Origin of the sequence: Dietzia sp. JS16-p6b (assembly GCF_003052165.1) — a bacterium.
Lineage (GTDB): Bacteria > Actinomycetota > Actinomycetes > Mycobacteriales > Mycobacteriaceae > Dietzia.
In genome coordinates, this window is sequence record NZ_CP024869.1 from 3345676 (window position 1) to 3361839 (window position 16164).

The following is a 16164-nucleotide window of genomic DNA, read 5'->3' on the forward strand; positions in this document are numbered from 1 at the left end:
TCATCCTCCCGGCTGATCCGCCGGACCGCCCTGGAGCCATAGCGTGGACGCGGTACAGGACACCAGGGAGGACACCATGCTGGAACTCGACGGGCTCACCCGACGATTCGGGGAGACCCTCGCCGTGGACGACGTCGGATTCGAGGTCCCGCGGGGGGCGATGACCGGTTTCGTCGGCGGCAACGGCGCCGGGAAGACCACCACCATGCGGATGATCATGGGCGTTCTGCAGCCGACCGCGGGCACGGTCATGTGGAAGGGCCGGGAGGTGACGGTCGCGGATCGTCGCACCTTCGGGTACATGCCGGAGGAGCGTGGGTTGTACCCGAAGCAGCCCATCCTCGACCAACTCGTCTACCTCGGCAGACTCCAGGGGCGCAGCCCGGAGGGCGCACGTCGGTCGGCGACGGAGTTGCTCGACCGCTTCGGGCTCGGCGACCGTACCGGGGACAAGCTCGAGTCGCTGTCCCTGGGCAACCAGCAGCGCGTCCAGGTCGTCGCCGCGGTCATCGGCGGGCCGGAACTGCTGGTCCTCGACGAACCCTTCTCGGGCCTGGACCCGGTCGCCGTCGACTCCATGGTCGACCTGCTGCGCGAGTACACGAGTCAGGGTGTGCCCGTGTTGTTCTCCTCGCATCAACTCGACCTGGTGGAACGCCTCTGCGACCACCTCGTCGTCCTGGCGGGCGGGCGGGTCGTCGCCAACGGGACGGTGGACGACCTCCGCCGACGTGGCCGCGTCCTGCACCGGCTGGTCGCCGGTACGGACGTCGGGTGGGTCCGGGGTCTGCCGGGCGTCCACGTCGTCGACGTCGACGGTCCCACCGCACTACTGGACCTCGACCGCCCCGAGGTGACCGACCTCGTCCTGCGCGAGGCGATGGCGCGGGGCAGCGTCCGCGAGCTCGCCGAAGTCGTTCCCACCCTCTCCGAGATCTACCGCGAGGTGACGTCATGACCACCACGACCCCCACCCGGTCGCCGGCGACCGAGTCCGCCTGGCGCATCGTCGCCGGTCGCGAGATCATGGTCAAACTCCGCGATCGAAACTTCATCATCTCCACCCTGACCACCATCGCGATCTTCGTCGTCGCCTTCGGGCTGTCGTTCCTCCTCGGCGGGCGCGATGACGAGAAGACCGTCGCCGTCGCCTCGAACGACGCCTCGGCCATCGTGCACGCCGCAGCTGCTGCGGCCACCCCGGACAGGGAGGGCGCCGAGGAGGGGACCGGACCCGGCGCGCAGGCGGGTGTTCCCCCGATCGAGCTGTCCGTCACCGAGGTCGCCGACCCCGCCGCCGCCGAACAGGCGGTGCGGGACGGAGTCGCGGACGCCGCGCTCCTCGGCAGGCCCGGGGCGTGGACCCTCGTCGGGTCGGACGGGGTCGACCCCGGCATCGCCGCCGCGGTGGGTTCCGTGGTCGCCGCCGACGCGCTCGAGCGCAACGCGGCGGCCGTGGGCGCCACCGTCTCCGAGCTGACCGCCGGGTCCGTCGTCGAGGAACGACTGCTCGACCCGGACGGGGCGGCGAACGAGGGCGTCCAGCTCGTCGCCGGGTTCGTCTTCGTCTTCCTCTTCTACATGGCCGCGATCCTCTTCGGTTACGCCATCGCCAACAGTGTCGTGGAGGAGAAGCAGTCGAGGATCGTCGAGATCCTCGCCGCCGCCATCCCGTTGCGCCAACTGCTCGTCGGCAAGGTCGTCGGCGCCACGGCGCTCGCACTGGGGCAGATGGCGATCTTCGTGGCCATCGGACTGATCGGTCTGACGTTCACCGACTACTCGGCACTCCTGCCCTCCGTAGCCGGCGCCGCGGGCTGGTACCTGGTGCTGTTCGTGATCGGCTTCGTGGCACTGGCCTGCCTGTTCGCCGTCGCCGGGGCGCTGGCCACCCGGGCGGAGGACGTCCAGTCCACCTCATCCCCCCTGCTCACCCTCATCATGATCGCGTCCTTCGCGGGACTGTTCCTCCAGGGCACGTGGCAGGTGATCGGCTCGTACGTGCCGATCATGTCGACCGTGACGATGCCGATCCGTCTGGTCGAGGGGACGGCCCACTGGTGGGAGCCGGTCATCGCCGCGGTGATCACCCTGATCGCCGCCGGGGCCGTGATGGTGGTCGCGGAACGGGTCTACCGGCGGTCGATCATGCAGACCGGCGGCAAGTTGACCTACCGCCAGGCGCTGGCGCTGACCGAGTAATCAGGGCCGGGGGCCGGGGGCGGTCAGCCCTCGGCCCCCGCCACCGCGCTGTCCACCAGTCGATAACCCTGCCCGCGCACGGTCTCGATCGATCGGGCGCCGAAGGGGGTGTCGATCTTCCGGCGGAGATACCCCACGTAGACCTCCACGATGTTGTCGTCGCCGTCGTACGCGGCATCCCACACCGCCCGCAGGATCTGGGGCTTGGACACGACCTGGTTCCGGTTCCGGATGAGGTACTCCAGCACCGCGTACTCCCGCGCCGTCACCGGTATCCGCTCGGGGCCCCGACGCACCTCCCGTGCGGCGGGATCGACCTCGAGGTCACCTGCGACGAACGAGACGGGCCGCTCGGGGGCCCCTCGCCTGACCAGCGCCCTGAGCCTGGCCTCCAGGACGACGAACGAGAACGGTTTGACCAGGTAGTCGTCGGCGCCCAGGTCGAACGCGTCCGCCTCGTCGTACTCCCCGTCCTTGGCGGTGAGCATGAGCACGGGGGTCCAGATCTCGCGGCGACGCATCTCGCGCACCACCTCGTAGCCACTGCGCCGCGGCATCATGATGTCGAGGACCACCACGTCGAAGTCGCCCTCGGAGGCCATCTCGAGGCCGGTCTCCCCGTCCGGGGCCGTCTCGACCGCCCATCCCCCGGCGGCGAGCCCACGCCGGACGCTCTCGAGGAGCGCCGGTTCGTCGTCGACCACGAGTACCCGCATGCAGTGCCCTCCGCCCGAATCCCGTTCGCCCGAGTGGACCGCGACGCCTACTCGGCGGCCGGGTCGATGTCGTGGTCCATCTGGTCGGCGGGGACCAACGAATCCGCATGACGCCGGACCACCTTGGCCGGCACCCCGGCGACGGTCGTGTGCGGCGGCACCCGGTCCAGCACCACCGATCCGGCGGCCACCCGCGAGCAGTCGCCCACGTGCACGTTGCCCAACACGATGGACCCGGCCGACAGCAGCACTCCCGAGCCGATCTTGGGGTGGCGGTCTCCGTCCTCGTTGCCGGTCCCCCCGAGCGTGACCCCCTGGAGGATCGAGACGCCGTCACCGATCACGCAGGTCTCGCCCACGACGATGCCGGTGGCGTGGTCCACCAGGATCCCGGAGCCCACGCGCGCCGCCGGATGGATGTCCATGGCGAAGACCTCGGAGACCCGACTCTGGAGGAACGAGGCCGCCATCACCCGTCCCGACCTCCACATCTCGTGCGCGACACGGTGGATCTGCAGCCCGAGGAAACCCTTGGCGAACAGGTAGGGCACCAGGTAGTTGGGATAGGCCGGGTTGCGCTCGAAGCTCACCACGAGATCCGCGGCGACCGCCTCCAGCACGTGCGGATGGTCGACCAGGACCGCCCGGATCTCCTTCTCCAGGACGTGCCGGCCGATCTCGGGGGTCGCGATCCGCGAGGCCGCGAGCCGAGCGAGGGATTCCCCCAGATCGTCGCACCCGTCGACCAGATCCAGGACGAGCCCCGCGATGAGGGGCTCGTCGCGGCTCTGCGTGGCGTCCACGGACAACCGATCCCACACGGCACGGACGGAGGCGTCGGCTTCCGTCTGCGGGACGCAGGGGTTCTCGATGCTCAGCTCGATGGTCACCCGGTACAGGGTAGGCCCGTTCCGCTCTGCTGGTCGAGTCACCTCGCCGATCCGGTACGGCACGCACGGCACCCGACGCCGGTCGCACCGGTCCCGCCGTCTCGGGCAGGATGGGGTCATGATGCTCATCAACGTGGTATTCGACGTCAAGCCCGAGTACGCCGACTCGTGGCTCGAGATCACCCGTGACTTCACCGAGGCCACCAGGGCCGAACCCGGCAACCTGTGGTTCGACTGGTACCGCTCGCCCGACGCCCCGACCACCTTCCTGCTCTGCGAGGCGTTCCGGGACGGGGACGCTCCCGCCGAACACGTCGGGTCGTCCCACTTCACGGAGTTCACCGGCTCCGCAGCGCGGTATCTCCAGCGCACCCCGCGGATCATCAACACGACGGCCGAGGGCGAGCAGTGGGGGACGATGGGCGAGATCACCGTCGACTAGCCGGACCGGGTGGCGACCCGCCGCCCGGCCGGGCGTGCGCTGCGACCGGGCCGTGGTGAGAGCGGGCCGTGGTGCGAGTGGGCCGTGGTGCGAGTGGACTCAGCCCACGCTGCCCAGTGCGGCGCCGAGGAGGGCGGCCGGGTCCGTCGGCCACCACTGGCCGTAGTCGATCGCGTAGACGCGGTTGAGGTCCGAGACCACACCCCCGACCGTCACCTGCTGGCGGATCGGGAGCTGATGAATCGTGGCGCTGGGGTTGAGGCGCCCCCCGGAGCCCCAGTCGTGCTGCCAGAAGTACTGGCCCAGTCCACGCTGGCGGCACCAGTCGATGGTCGGGGCGTTGGCGTACACGCCGAGTTTCATCCCCGCACCGTGCAGGTGGACGCGCCAGCGCTCGAGGTACGGGGCGATCTGGTTGTCGAACTGCCACCGGGTGGGGTTGTCGTCGATGGCCACGTACATGGGCACACCGCTGGGTCCGCCCGCCGACCGGTGGATACCGAGTCCGATCGGGGCGTGGCGGTCGCCGCCCGCGGCGCCCTCCTTCCAGTCGGCCGTGGTGTCCCTGCCGAACTGGTAACAGGAGACCATGTTGAGTCCGTGCGCCCGGAAGTCGTCGACCTCACGACGCAGGAGCGGCTTGCCGGTCATCCACTCGGCCCCGGGACGGCGGTTCGAGCAGTACCGCACCGCGCCCATGTGACCGGCCGCCCGGACGGACGCGGCCGACGGCGGGCCCGACGCGTAGTCCAGCAGGGTGCCGATCGGGACCCCTGCGCCCGCACCGGGGAGCGCGCCGAGCGGTTCGGGAATGGATGACTGGGCACCGGCCGCAGGGGTGAGGCCCGCGGCGAGGGCACCGGCTCCGGCCGCGCCGAGGCCGGCGCGACGGAGGAAGGTACGGCGGTCGAACGTCATGGGGAACTCCGGGATGTCGGTCTAAGACGAAGGGCGGGTGTGACGCGTGGGATCCCACCCGCCTCAGGCGAGTCTGTCACACGATCATCGCGGCGTCTCCCCCCGCGTTACCACACGGGTGCCGGACCACGACGCAGGCGCGACTGGTTGACTGTCACCCATGAGCCGTACGCCCCGATGGTCCGCCTCCGACATCCCCGATCAGACAGGACGCACGGCCATCGTGACCGGGGCCAACGCGGGGATCGGCCTGGCCGCCACGCGAGCCCTCGTCGCGCGTGGCGCGAGGGTGGTCATGGCGTGCCGGGACCTCGGGAAGGCCGAGGCCGCCCGGGCCTCGCTGCCGGCCGGGGGCCGGGACAGGGCGCAGGTCCGTCGGTTGGACCTCGCCGACCTCGACTCGGTGGACGAGTTCGTCGCCGGGACCGCGGACCGGGTGGACGTCCTGATCAACAATGCCGGCGTCATGAACCTCCCGCACTCACGGACCGCCCAGGGCCACGAAATGCAGTTCGGCGTCAACGCACTCGGTCACCATGCGCTCACCCAGGGGCTGCTGCCGCAGCTCACCGATCGCGTGGTCTGGCTCGGGTCACTCGCGCACCTGCGGGGGCATGTCGATCCCGACGATCTGAGCATGGACCTGCGCGGGTACCGACCCATGGCGGCCTATGCCAACTCGAAGCTGGCCTGCATCATGCTCGCCTACGAGTGGCAGCGGCGGCTCGGCCGCGAGGGCAGTACGGTCCGGTCAATGGCCGCGCACCCCGGGTACACCGCCACCGAACTCCTCCGGCAGAGCGGCCGCCCCGCCGCCGACCGGTTCTTCGAGTTGGGCAACTCGATCTCGTGGGCCGGCCTGACCCCGGAGATGGGCGCGCTGTCCGTGCTCTACGCCGCCACCGTGCCGGACCTGCCGGGCGCGACGTTCGTGGGCCCCGACCGCCTCGGTGGGCTGAGGGGGCATCCCGCCATCGTCCGATCGAGTCGCACGTCCCACGACAGGCGCGTCGCCGCAGCGCTCTGGGAGCGGTGCTCGGAGATGGCGGCCTTCCGGTAGCCCGTTCCGCGGTGGACTCAGGCGAGCCCGGACGCGGCCAGTCCCTCGCGGAGCCGGTCGAGGTGCTCCGGCGGGCCCTGGAGCAGAGGCATGCGGAGTCGATCGGATCCGATCAGGCCCTGCATCTTGAGGGCGGCCTTGATCTGGATCGCTCCCTGCGAGGTGTGCATGATCGCGTCGACGGCCGGGATCAGACGGGTGTGGATCTCGCGGGCCCGGGGCAGGTCGCCGGCGTCGACGGCGTCGACCATGGCCCGGTAGTCGTCACCGGCCACATGCCCGACCACCGAGACGACCCCGGTGGCCCCCAGCGCGAGGAACGCGAGGTTGAGCACGTCGTCGCCGGAGAACCACAGCAGCTCGGTCTCGGCCATGAGCCGGCTGGCCTCGAACAGATCGCCCTTGGCGTCCTTGACCGCACGCAGACCCGGGATCTCCGCCAACCGCCGGATCGTGTCCGTGGCCAGCGCGGTACCGGTCCGCCCCGGGATGTCGTAGGCCATCACGGGGCGGCCGGCGGCGTCGGCGATCATGCGGAAGTGCTCGACGATCCCGTGCTGCGTGGGTTTGTTGTAGTACGGCGTGACCACCAGGAGGGTGTCGGCGCCCCGTTTCACCATCTCGGTGGCCGCGCGGATCGAGTGCTCCGTGTCGTTGGTGCCGCACCCGGCCATCACCGCCACGCGGTCTCCCACCGCGTCGACGACGGCGGCGACCGCGTCGTAGTCCTCCTCGTCGGTCGTGGTGGCGGACTCGCCGGTCGTGCCGTTGACCAGCAGTCCGTCGTGGCCGTGGTCGGCCAGATGGACAGCGAGTCGCTGGAGACCGTCGAAGTCGATCGAGCCGTCGTCGTGCATAGGGGTCACCATCGCGGTGATGACCCGACCGAAGGGATTGTCCGACATGGGCACCAGGATAGGCGTTGCCGGATGATCGTCACCCCGGTGCGGCCCCCGCGGTGACGACCGGAGGCACGTCGAGGGCCTCGCGGTTAGGGTCGACACCACCCCGCACACACCACCACAGGAGGACCGCATGAGTTCGGAGAAATCCCCCGAGACCCCGGAGGACCTGGGCAACACGATCGACGGCACACGGGTGGGCGACGGCAGCGCGCCGGATCCGGCGACCGCGCAGGACGCCTCCGGAATCGACCCGGATGCGCCGGGCAGCGGTGGCCACAGTGACGGGCAGAGTGTCGGCCCCGGGGACGGGACCGCGACGACGGGTTCGCGCGGCCTGGAGGAGCAGAAGCGGATCTACCAGACCCCGGAACAACCTGACCACGCCCTGGGCGGAAGTGAGGGCACCGCCGACGGGATGTAGACCCCGGGAGGGTCAGCGCACCTTGTCCGGGTTGGTGTCGAGGAAACGGCCCAGCGTGTTGTCGACGACGAGGTGTGCCACCTCGTTGGTCGTGGCGACCCCCACGCGCAGCGTGGCGACCAGAGCGTTCTGCAGCATCGAAACCTCCCAGCGAAAGATGTGACTGCCGTCACTGACGGCTGTCAGCCTACGCCCGGTCGCGGGGGACCGTAGTCACATCAGCGAAAAAAGTTGGACGGCCGTTCTGGTCGCCCGGCCCGCCCCGGCCAGGGTGGGGACGACGATACTATTGCTGTTGTATCAGCTATGGGTGGGGGTGCCGTGTCCGGTCCAGAGGTCAGAATCCATCGATCGTCCACGCGTTCCCACACCGGCGGGGGGTGGCTGGACTCGCGCCACTCCTTCTCCTTCGCCCGACACCAGGACCCGATGAACACCCACTTCGGGCGACTCCTGGTCAACAACGACGACCGGATCGCGCCGGGCAGCGGGTTCGACACCCACGGCCACCGCGACATGGAGATCATCACCTGGGTCCTGTCCGGTTCTCTGGTCCACCAGGACTCCGAGGGCCATAGCGGGATCATCTACCCCGGGCTCGCCCAGCGGATGAGCGCGGGGTCGGGAATCCTGCACTCCGAGCGCAATGACGGCTGGCGCGACGGTTCGATCCAGCACTCCGAACCGCCCACCGAGCCGGTCCACCTGGTCCAGATGTGGGTCGTCCCCGACTCCACGGGCGGAGACCCGGGCTACGAGCAGTGCGAGATCGAACACGGCGAACTGGAGAACCGTCTAGCCGTCGTCGCCGGAGGCCTCCGTGCCCACGCCGACCGGGCCGCCATCCGCATCCGCAACGACAGCTCCGCCCTCCATGCGGCGCGCCTCCATCCGGGCAGGTCGGTACAGCTCCCCGACGCGCCCTACCTCCACCTCTACGTGCCCGTCGGCTCGGTCGAGCTGGAGGACTGCGGAGAGCTGTCGACCGGCGACGCCGCGCGGCTCACCGCCACGGGCGGCCGACGGGTCACCGCCGGCACGGACTGCACAGACGGTGCCGAGATCCTCGTGTGGGAGATGCACGCGGGGATGACGATGCTCGACGTGAGAGGACACTGACGACGATCTCAGTCGGGGTCGGTGGGCTGCTCGAGTGGGTTCGGCGCGCCGTCGTCCTCCTCACCGTTCGGGATCCGGTGGAGCGGGCCGATCGGTTCGGGCGAGGGTGTGGTCTCGTTCTTCTCGAACTCCTCGGGCGAGTATGCGCGGTCCCACTGCCTCGTCACAGTGGGCGTACGTTCGCCCAGATCGGCGGAGATCCCCTTGACCAGGCTGTACATCATCACGAAGCCCATGACGAAGAAGGGCAGACCGATGACGGTGATGACCTCCTGGAGGGCGGTGAGTCCACCCGTTCCGGTTCCGGCGAGCAGCGTCGCGGCCACGGCGCCCATGAGGACGCCCCAGATCACACGCTGGTGCGTCGGCGACGGCGAGACGGTGTCGTCCTCCCCCGAGGCCATCATGTCCACGACCATCGCGGCGGAGTCGACCGACGTGGTGAAGAAGATGACGACGATCAGCACGGCGATCCCGGAGACGAGGGTCGCCAGCGGGTAGTTCGACAGGAACGCGAACAGCGCACCCGGGATGTCACCGTCGTCGACCACCGCCTCCACCAGTCCACCGGGCCCGTTCAGCTCGATGTCGAACGAGGCCATGCCGAACACGCCGAACCACACGATGGAGAAGGCCACCGGGAGGACGAGCACCCCGAAGACGAACTCGCGGATGGTCCGGCCACGGCTGATCCGGGCGATGAAGATGCCGACGAACGGCGACCACGTGATGGTCCACGCCCAGTAGAAGACGGTCCAGGTGTTCTGCCACGTCGCCAGGTCACCGTCGGCCGGGAACACGTTGTTCCAGAACGCCAGTTCAGGCAGGGTCGAGGCGTACACACCGAAGGTCTCCACCGTCCCCTTGAGCAGGAACAGGGTGGGTCCGGCGATCACGATGAAGGCCAGCAACGCGACGGCCATGGCGATGTTGACGGTGGACAGCCGCTTGATCCCCTTGTCCAACCCGGCGGCGACAGAGATGCACGCGACCGTGGTGACGACACCGATGACGAGCACCTGCACCAGCGGCGACACGGTGATCCCGAAGAGCTCGTTGAGTCCGGCGTTGATCTGGAGGGTGCCGAGCCCGACGGAGGTCGCCACACCGAACACCGTGCCGACCAGCGCCACCACGTCGATGGCTTTGCCGATCGGTCCGTAGACGCGGTTGCCGAGGATGGGCGCGAAGATGGAGCTGACGCGCGGGGGCATCTTGCGCTTGTAGATGAAGTAGGCGAAGGCCAGAGCGGGCAGCGCGAAGATCGTCCAGGTGTGCAGCCCGAAGTGGTAGAGCGTGAAGGCCATGGCCTCCTGGGCCGCCTCCCTGCTCCCCGGATCGACCCCGCCGCGGGGCGGGGTGGCGAAGTGCGAGATCGGTTCGGCCACGCCCCAGAACATGAGGATGGTGCCGATCCCGGCGGCGAACAGCATGCCGAACCAGGCCGCTGTGGAGTGCTCGGGCTCCTCGTCGTCGGCACCGAGCCGGACGTGGCCGAACCGACTCAGCGCGATCCACAGCAGGAAGAGCAGGAAGATCGAGACCCCGGCGATGTAGAACCACCCGAGGTTGGTCATGATCCATCCCGAGGCGGCGCCGAACACCTCTCCCACCCAGTCCCCCGCCACGAACGTGACCACCACGAAAGCGACGATGACCGCCACAGTCGTGAGGAAGATCCCCGGGTCCGTCCTGAGTCTCAGTGCGCGCGTTATCCGTTCGGACATGGTCTCCCTCGTCTGTTCGGTGTGCTTGGCGGCGGTCCCGCTGCCCGGGCCCGGACTCAGTAGGCGAAGTTGTGCACCACGAACACTTTGCCGCCGGCCGAGTAGGCGATCCCCATTCCCGCCGAACGGTACCCCGGGTCGATCAGGTTGTCGTTGTGGCCGGGTGAGTTCTTCCACAGGTCGACCAGACATACGGCCCCGCAGTGCGTCCCCGCGGCGACGATGTTCTCCCCGAAGCCCCGGCTCAGCAGGGCCTGGTTGTGGTAGACGGCGTCCTGGGCGGCCAGCCTGTCGGCCCAGGCCTGAGCCTCGCGGTCCAGATCGGCGTTGGGGGCGAGGACGCGGAGACCCTTCGACACCCGGTACGAGTCGATCTCGCGGACGATGCCCTCGCGCAACCCCCCGGAGACGGGTCGATACATCATCTCCGTCGAGCCGACCGCCGCCCACACCTCGGCCGGCACCGCGGCACGGGCCTGGGAGATCAGCCCGTCCACCACGTGCTGCGGGATGAACGGCGGTAGGGCCTGGGCGGAGGCCGTGGCGGCCCCACCACTGATCAGAGTGGCGGAGGTGACGGCGATTGTCGCGAGTGACGCGGTGAGCCTGGAGCGCATGGAGGTGATCATGCCGTTCCGGCGCGCCTGAAGCGAGTCGATTGACGGATGAGGTAGCGCCCCCGCGTTACGGCCGTGACCTGCGAATATCAGTGTTACTGGTGGTACTGAAGTTAACGTGGGACCAGGAACAGACCGGCGCCCGGCAGGACCTCGACGGTCACCGGAAGTGGCGCCACGGCGTCACCGTCGGCGAACGCCTCCACCTCCGGAGCGTCGATGCGGACCGACCTGCACCGCCTCGTGGTGACCCCACGGAGGCCCACGTGGGTGCCGGAGTAGATCCTGCGGAAGTGCCACGCCAGCCGGGGCTTGGAGATCCTGCCGACGTAACACACATCGAACAGGCCGTCGGATCGATCCGCGTCGGGGGCGATCCTCATGTCTCCTCCGTAGGTCCGGGTGATGGCGAAGGCGCTGAGAAGGACCTCCGCCTCGATGGTCTCCTCCCCCGGCTCACCGGCGTCGAAGGTCATGCGGAACGGGCGGGGCCGGTAGGTCGGGAACTCGATGACCGAGGCCAGGACGTAGCGAAGCGGCCCCCGGAGGATCGACATCTCGTTGACGCGACGGTTGACCGCCGAGTCGAGCCCCGCGCACAGTACGGACGCGAAGAGGCGGGGCGCGCCGCCGTCCGGAGTGGCCCGGCCCAGGTCCACCTGCTCCACGCGACCGGCGGCGACGACATCGGCGGCGGCCTCGGGACTGGTCAGCGGGATGCCGTACTCACGGGCGAGGTCGTTTCCGGTGCCCGCCGGGATGATGCCGATCGGGACACCCGAGAACGCCTGTGCCTGCACGGCCAGCGAGACCATCCCGTCCCCTCCGCACACGACGAGGGCGTCCACCCCGTCGGCGACAGCCTGCCGGGAGAGGTCGAGGGACTCCTGCGCGTGTGCTCCCCTCAGGGACTCGACCTCGAGCCCGTGCGAGCGCAGCCTCGCTGCCGCCCTCTCCGCGATCCGCTCGCCGCGCCCCCCACCGGCGGCCGGGTTGATCAGCATCGCGACCGTCCGGATCCGGCGGTCGGACGGCGTCGCGCTCACGGGACCAGTGTCCCCGGGTTGCACACGCCCCGCGGATCGACGGCGTCCTTGACCGCTCGCAGCATCCGCACCCCCACCTCGCCGATCTCGGCCGCGAGGTAGGGCTTGTGGTCCACGCCGACGGCGTGATGGTGGGTGATCGTCCCGCCCGCACGCATGATGGCCTCGGACGCCGCCCGCTTGGCGTCCGTCCACTGGGTTATGGGGTCCTCGCCACGCTGGCCCGCCACCACCGTGAAGTAGAGCGAGGCCCCCGTGGGGTAGACGTGACTGATATGGCACATGACCAACGCGGGGGTGCCGCTGGACTCGAGCGAGTCGCTCAGGGCCCGGGCGACGGCCTCCCGTAGCGCGGACAGGTTCGACCAGTCGGTGGCGGTCTCCAGCGTCTCGACCAGCGCGCCGTTGTCGATCAACGAGTCTCTCAGCACGGGCGCACCGAAGCGGCCGTGCTCCCACGCCTCGGCGGGGCCGGCGCCCAGCGACACGGCCCCGTGGGCGAGCAGCAGCGCCCGTGTCTCGGCGTGGCGGGACCCGGTGTGGTCGGCCGTGCCCTCGAAGAGCGTCAGACACAGGCATCCTGCGGCCTGACCTCCTCCGGCGTCCGCCCCCTGGCCGATCGCCTCGGTGGCGGTGGCCAGGTTCACGGCCGTCTCCGATTCGTCGGACAACCGGATGACGGTCGGCCCCGTGCCCTGTTGCTCGACAGCACGCAGTGCCGCCGCGCCGGTGGCGAAGTCCGGGAAGCGGAACGCCTCGTGTCGGACCGTCTCCGGCACCGGGTGGATCCGCAACCGCACCCTGGTGCACACACCGAACGCGCCCTCGGATCCCAGCAGCCACTGCCGGAGGTCCGGCCCGGCGGCCGAGGCGGGGGCCCGGCCCGCCTCGATCACGCCGACCGGCGTCACCACGGTCACCCCGCGGACCATCTCGTCGAAACGCCCGTAGCCGGCCGAGGCCTGCCCGGACGACCGGGTCATGGCGTACCCGCCGAGGGTCGCGTAGGGGAAGGACTGCGGGAAGTGCCCCAGCGAGAATCCGTGGTCGGCCAACAACTCCTCCGCCCGGGGGCCCGACAGGCCCGCCCCGAGGACCGCCTCGCCCGACTCGGGGTCGATCGACTCCAGGGAGTCGAAGTGCACGAGGTCCACCGAGATCACCGCCCGGTGGCCGCCGGCGTCCGGGTTCAGCCCCCCCACCACGGAGGTCCCGCCGCCGAAGGGGACCATCGCGACCCCCTCGCGGCCGCACCAGTCCAGCAGGGCCGACACCTCGTCGTCGTCGCGGGGCGCGACCACCGCGTCGGGGCAGTCCACGTGCGGCCTCAGGCGCCAGGAGAGCAGGTCCGGTGTCGACTTCCCCCTCGCCCGCGGCAGTCGCTGCGCGTCGTCGGTCGAGAGGTTGCCCTCCCCCACGATCGCGGCGAGAGCCACCAGGTCGGGTCCGGTGAGGCGGGACGGGGAGGCCGTCACCGCGCCGGGGTCGAAGTGCAAGCCGCTCTCGGCGGTCACCCCGAGCACGTCGCGCAGGAGCCCACGGATGCCCTCGCCCAGGTCCCTGGCCTCCGCCTCGGTGCCCCATCGGGACAGTGCCATCGGAGGTAGCGGGAGGTTGTCAGCGGAGTTCATGTCGCCCATACTGGAACAGTAAACCTCAATCTGTTCCGTTTTCGGCGATTCCGTTGTGGGCGATCTCGACGACGACGGGCACCGAGAGCGCGAGGTATCGCGCGCAGGGCGCCACGCGCCAGTCAGGAGTCCCGGTGACCTCGACCGCCCCGGTGCCGTCGTCCGCTGCGGCACCGTTCCTCACCCCGGCACCGACCCTCACCCCGGCAGCGGCGACCGGCCGCACCACCGGCACCCGCGACCGCGCGCTCACGGCCGCCCGCACCTCGATCCTCGAGATCGGCGCCACGCGCACGACGATGGTCGAGGTGGCCCGCCGCTCCGGCGTCGGGCGGACCACCCTCTACCGCCACTGGCCGGACGCCACCGCGCTCTTCGCCGACCTGCTCACCCGCGAGCTCACCGAGGTCGTCGAGCGCGTCGACCCCTCGCTGCCCGGTTCCGCTCCGCAGGACGCGGACGAACTCGTCCGGCTGCTGTGCACCTTCGCGGACGAGGTGCGGACCAACCCGCTGCTGGACGCGTTCCGCAGGCACGAGTCCGCAATGCTCTCCGAGTACGTCTTCCACAGGCTCGGCACCTCACAACGCCATCTCGTCCACGTGCTCCGAACCCTGCTCTCGCAGGTGATCACAGACGATCCCCGCCTCGCCGGACGCGACGCGGACCGTACCGCCGCCATGCTCTTCCTCGCCGTCCAGGGCCTGGTCCTGTCGGCCCCGCTCGCCGATCCCCCGCTCGACCCGGACGGCTGGCGCACCGAACTGCACCTGCTCATCAGGGGGTACCTCGGCCTGTGACCGCTCACACCGCCCCGGGCGGCTCGGCTCGCGCCGAGTCCCCGCACACCACCGCCCTGTCCGCCGCGCGGCGAGCGCGCGAGCTCGCTGAACTGCGCGGGCGCGACACCCCCGTGGATCTGGTGGTGATCGGCGGGGGCATCACCGGCGTCGGGATCGCGCTCGACGCCGCCTCCCGCGGGCTCGAGACCGTCCTCGTCGAAGCGCACGATCTGGCGTTCGGCACCAGCCGGTGGTCCTCCAAGCTCGCCCACGGCGGGCTGCGTTACCTCGCCACCGGCAACGTCGGAATCGCCCGCCGCTCGGCCGTCGAGCGCGGGATCCTGCTCGAGCGCACGGCCCCCCACCTCGTGCGCCCCCTGGCCCAGGTCGTCCCCGTGTACCGGGGCACCCCGCCGCTGGGCGCGGTACTCCCGGGGTTGGGGTTCGCCGCGGGAACGCTGCTGTCCCGCCTCGCCGGCACCCCGGCCGACAGGCTGCCCGGCGCGCGCGTCCTGAGCGCGGGGTCGGTCGCGCGGTACGTCCCCGGGGTGAGGCGTCACGGACTGGTGTTCGGACACCTCAACTGGGACTGCCAACTGGTCGACGACGCCCGACTGGTCACCGCGGTGGCGCGGACCGCGGCCGGACTCGGAGCCCGGGTGCTCACCCGGGTGCGCGCCCTGGAGGCGAGCGGGTCGCAGGTCACCGTCCGCGACGAGCTCGGCGGGAGCCGAGGGGAGAACGGGGACGGCGACGAGTTCACCCTCTCCGCGCGGGCCGTCGTGAGTGCCACCGGCGTCTGGGCCGGTGAGACCACACCGGGCGTACGCGTCCGACCTTCGCGCGGCACCCACCTCGTGATCAGATCGTCCGCGTTGGGCGACCCGGCGGGCGCCCTCACCGTGCCCGTGCCGGGCGAGACCAACCGCTTCTGCTTCGCCATCCCCGCCGAGTTCGATCGTCTCCACGTGGGGCTGACCGATGTGGACGCCCCCGGACCGATCCCCGACGTGCCGACGCCCGACCGGCACGAGATCGATTTCCTTCTCGACGTGATCAACCGGGCCCTCGAGACCGGACTGACCCGGGACGACGTGGTGGGGACGTTCGCGGGGCTGCGCCCGCTGGTCGACTCGGGTGACGGCCACACTGCGGACCTCTCACGCGACCACGCGCTGATCACCGCGGACAACGGTCTCATCTCCATCACCGGCGGCAAACTCACCGAGTACCGACTCATGGCCGAGCAGGCAATCGACCTGGTCGTACGGAAGACCGGGATCGCCGCGGCGCCGTGCCGCACCGCCGATCTGCCGTTGGTCGGGGCCCCCGGCCACCGCGATCACGCGCGACCGAGCCCCCCGGCGAGTGCGCTCCCCGCGGCCCCCTCGGTCGGGCGACCCACGTCTGCGGTCCGGGGCCGCCTACCGGCGTCGCTGGTGGCGCGCTTCGGGCAGGAGTCCGCCACCGTGGTGGCCGAGAGCCTGCTGGACCGGCCGTTGGAGCGTGTGGCGGACGGACTCGACGTCACCCGCGCCGAGTTCTCCTTTGCCGTCACGCACGAGGGCGCGTTGACCGTCGACGACATCCTCGACCGTCGCAGCCGGGTCGGGCTCGTGCCCGCCGACCGCGCGGACGCCGAACCCGTCGCGCGGGAGGCGCTCGACGCCGCGCGGTGATCGGCGGGC

Annotated in this window: 17 protein-coding genes; 8 read left to right on the forward strand and 9 right to left on the reverse strand. The window is 70.6% G+C overall.

Translation table 11 applies throughout. The features are described from left to right. Window positions 1-76: 76 nt before the first annotated feature. Both CT688_RS15455 and CT688_RS15460 read left to right on the forward strand, forming a co-directional pair. Entirely contained in the window at window positions 77-958 is an 882-nt protein-coding gene (locus CT688_RS15455; protein WP_107758259.1) for an ABC transporter ATP-binding protein, read from the forward strand. Then, window positions 955-2202 (forward strand): ABC transporter permease, encoded by a 1248-nt coding sequence (locus CT688_RS15460; RefSeq protein ID WP_107757610.1) that lies wholly within the window; start codon window positions 955-957, stop codon window positions 2200-2202. The genes CT688_RS15455 and CT688_RS15460 overlap by 4 nt, the downstream gene beginning before the upstream one ends. Before the next feature lie 23 nt (window positions 2203-2225). On the opposite strand, the gene CT688_RS15465 is transcribed toward CT688_RS15460, so the two are convergent. Both CT688_RS15465 and CT688_RS15470 read right to left on the reverse strand, forming a co-directional pair. After that, window positions 2226-2918, reverse strand: coding sequence for a response regulator transcription factor (locus CT688_RS15465; protein WP_107757611.1), 693 nt, complete (start codon window positions 2916-2918; stop codon window positions 2226-2228). 47 nt (window positions 2919-2965) lie between these two features. After that, complete coding sequence (locus CT688_RS15470; protein WP_107757612.1) at window positions 2966-3808, reverse strand: serine O-acetyltransferase; 843 nt, start codon at window positions 3806-3808, stop codon at window positions 2966-2968. A gap of 118 nt (window positions 3809-3926) precedes the next feature. Here CT688_RS15470 and CT688_RS15475 point away from each other — a divergent pair, with 118 nt between their 5' ends. After that, window positions 3927-4250, forward strand: a complete 324-nt coding sequence (locus tag CT688_RS15475) for a putative quinol monooxygenase (protein WP_107757613.1) — start codon at window positions 3927-3929, stop codon at window positions 4248-4250. Window positions 4251-4349: 99 nt separating this feature from the next. Here CT688_RS15475 and CT688_RS15480 read toward each other — a convergent pair whose 3' ends face one another. Next, window positions 4350-5168: a DUF1906 domain-containing protein gene (locus CT688_RS15480; protein WP_107757614.1), complete on the reverse strand. Its 819-nt coding sequence runs from the start codon at window positions 5166-5168 to the stop codon at window positions 4350-4352. A gap of 160 nt (window positions 5169-5328) precedes the next feature. Here CT688_RS15480 and CT688_RS15485 point away from each other — a divergent pair, with 160 nt between their 5' ends. Then, complete coding sequence (locus CT688_RS15485; protein ID WP_107757615.1) at window positions 5329-6228, forward strand: oxidoreductase; 900 nt, start codon at window positions 5329-5331, stop codon at window positions 6226-6228. 17 nt (window positions 6229-6245) lie between these two features. Here CT688_RS15485 and dapA read toward each other — a convergent pair whose 3' ends face one another. Then, window positions 6246-7133, reverse strand: coding sequence for a 4-hydroxy-tetrahydrodipicolinate synthase (gene dapA / locus CT688_RS15490; RefSeq protein ID WP_107757616.1), 888 nt, complete (start codon window positions 7131-7133; stop codon window positions 6246-6248). 130 nt (window positions 7134-7263) lie between these two features. Between dapA and CT688_RS15495 the strand changes: the two genes are divergently transcribed. Continuing rightward, window positions 7264-7554, forward strand: a complete 291-nt coding sequence (locus CT688_RS15495; RefSeq protein ID WP_107757617.1) for a hypothetical protein — start codon at window positions 7264-7266, stop codon at window positions 7552-7554. Window positions 7555-7566: 12 nt separating this feature from the next. On the opposite strand, the gene CT688_RS17965 is transcribed toward CT688_RS15495, so the two are convergent. Continuing rightward, window positions 7567-7692, reverse strand: coding sequence for a hypothetical protein (locus CT688_RS17965; RefSeq protein ID WP_017837372.1), 126 nt, complete (start codon window positions 7690-7692; stop codon window positions 7567-7569). A gap of 168 nt (window positions 7693-7860) precedes the next feature. Here CT688_RS17965 and CT688_RS15500 point away from each other — a divergent pair, with 168 nt between their 5' ends. Next, window positions 7861-8673, forward strand: coding sequence for a pirin family protein (locus CT688_RS15500; protein WP_107757618.1), 813 nt, complete (start codon window positions 7861-7863; stop codon window positions 8671-8673). An 8-nt stretch (window positions 8674-8681) separates the two neighbouring features. Here CT688_RS15500 and CT688_RS15505 read toward each other — a convergent pair whose 3' ends face one another. The 4 genes from CT688_RS15505 to CT688_RS15520 form a co-directional block, all read right to left on the reverse strand. Continuing rightward, window positions 8682-10400: a BCCT family transporter gene (locus CT688_RS15505; protein WP_107757619.1), complete on the reverse strand. Its 1719-nt coding sequence runs from the start codon at window positions 10398-10400 to the stop codon at window positions 8682-8684. 56 nt (window positions 10401-10456) lie between these two features. After that, complete coding sequence (locus tag CT688_RS15510) at window positions 10457-11017, reverse strand: CAP domain-containing protein (protein ID WP_231750392.1); 561 nt, start codon at window positions 11015-11017, stop codon at window positions 10457-10459. A 113-nt stretch (window positions 11018-11130) separates the two neighbouring features. After that, window positions 11131-12063 carry a diacylglycerol kinase gene (locus CT688_RS15515; protein ID WP_107757621.1) on the reverse strand — a complete coding sequence of 311 codons (933 nt, stop codon included), beginning with the start codon at window positions 12061-12063 and terminating at the stop codon, window positions 11131-11133. Further along, complete coding sequence (locus CT688_RS15520) at window positions 12060-13661, reverse strand: FAD-binding oxidoreductase (protein ID WP_107758260.1); 1602 nt, start codon at window positions 13659-13661, stop codon at window positions 12060-12062. The genes CT688_RS15515 and CT688_RS15520 overlap by 4 nt, the downstream gene beginning before the upstream one ends. 167 nt (window positions 13662-13828) lie before the next feature. Here CT688_RS15520 and CT688_RS15525 point away from each other — a divergent pair, with 167 nt between their 5' ends. Continuing rightward, a complete protein-coding gene (locus CT688_RS15525) occupies window positions 13829-14494 on the forward strand; it encodes a TetR/AcrR family transcriptional regulator (RefSeq protein ID WP_231750393.1) in 666 nt (221 codons plus the stop codon). Then, window positions 14491-16155 carry a glycerol-3-phosphate dehydrogenase/oxidase gene (locus CT688_RS15530; RefSeq protein ID WP_107757622.1) on the forward strand — a complete coding sequence of 555 codons (1665 nt, stop codon included), beginning with the start codon at window positions 14491-14493 and terminating at the stop codon, window positions 16153-16155. The genes CT688_RS15525 and CT688_RS15530 overlap by 4 nt, the downstream gene beginning before the upstream one ends. Window positions 16156-16164 lie beyond the last annotated feature (9 nt).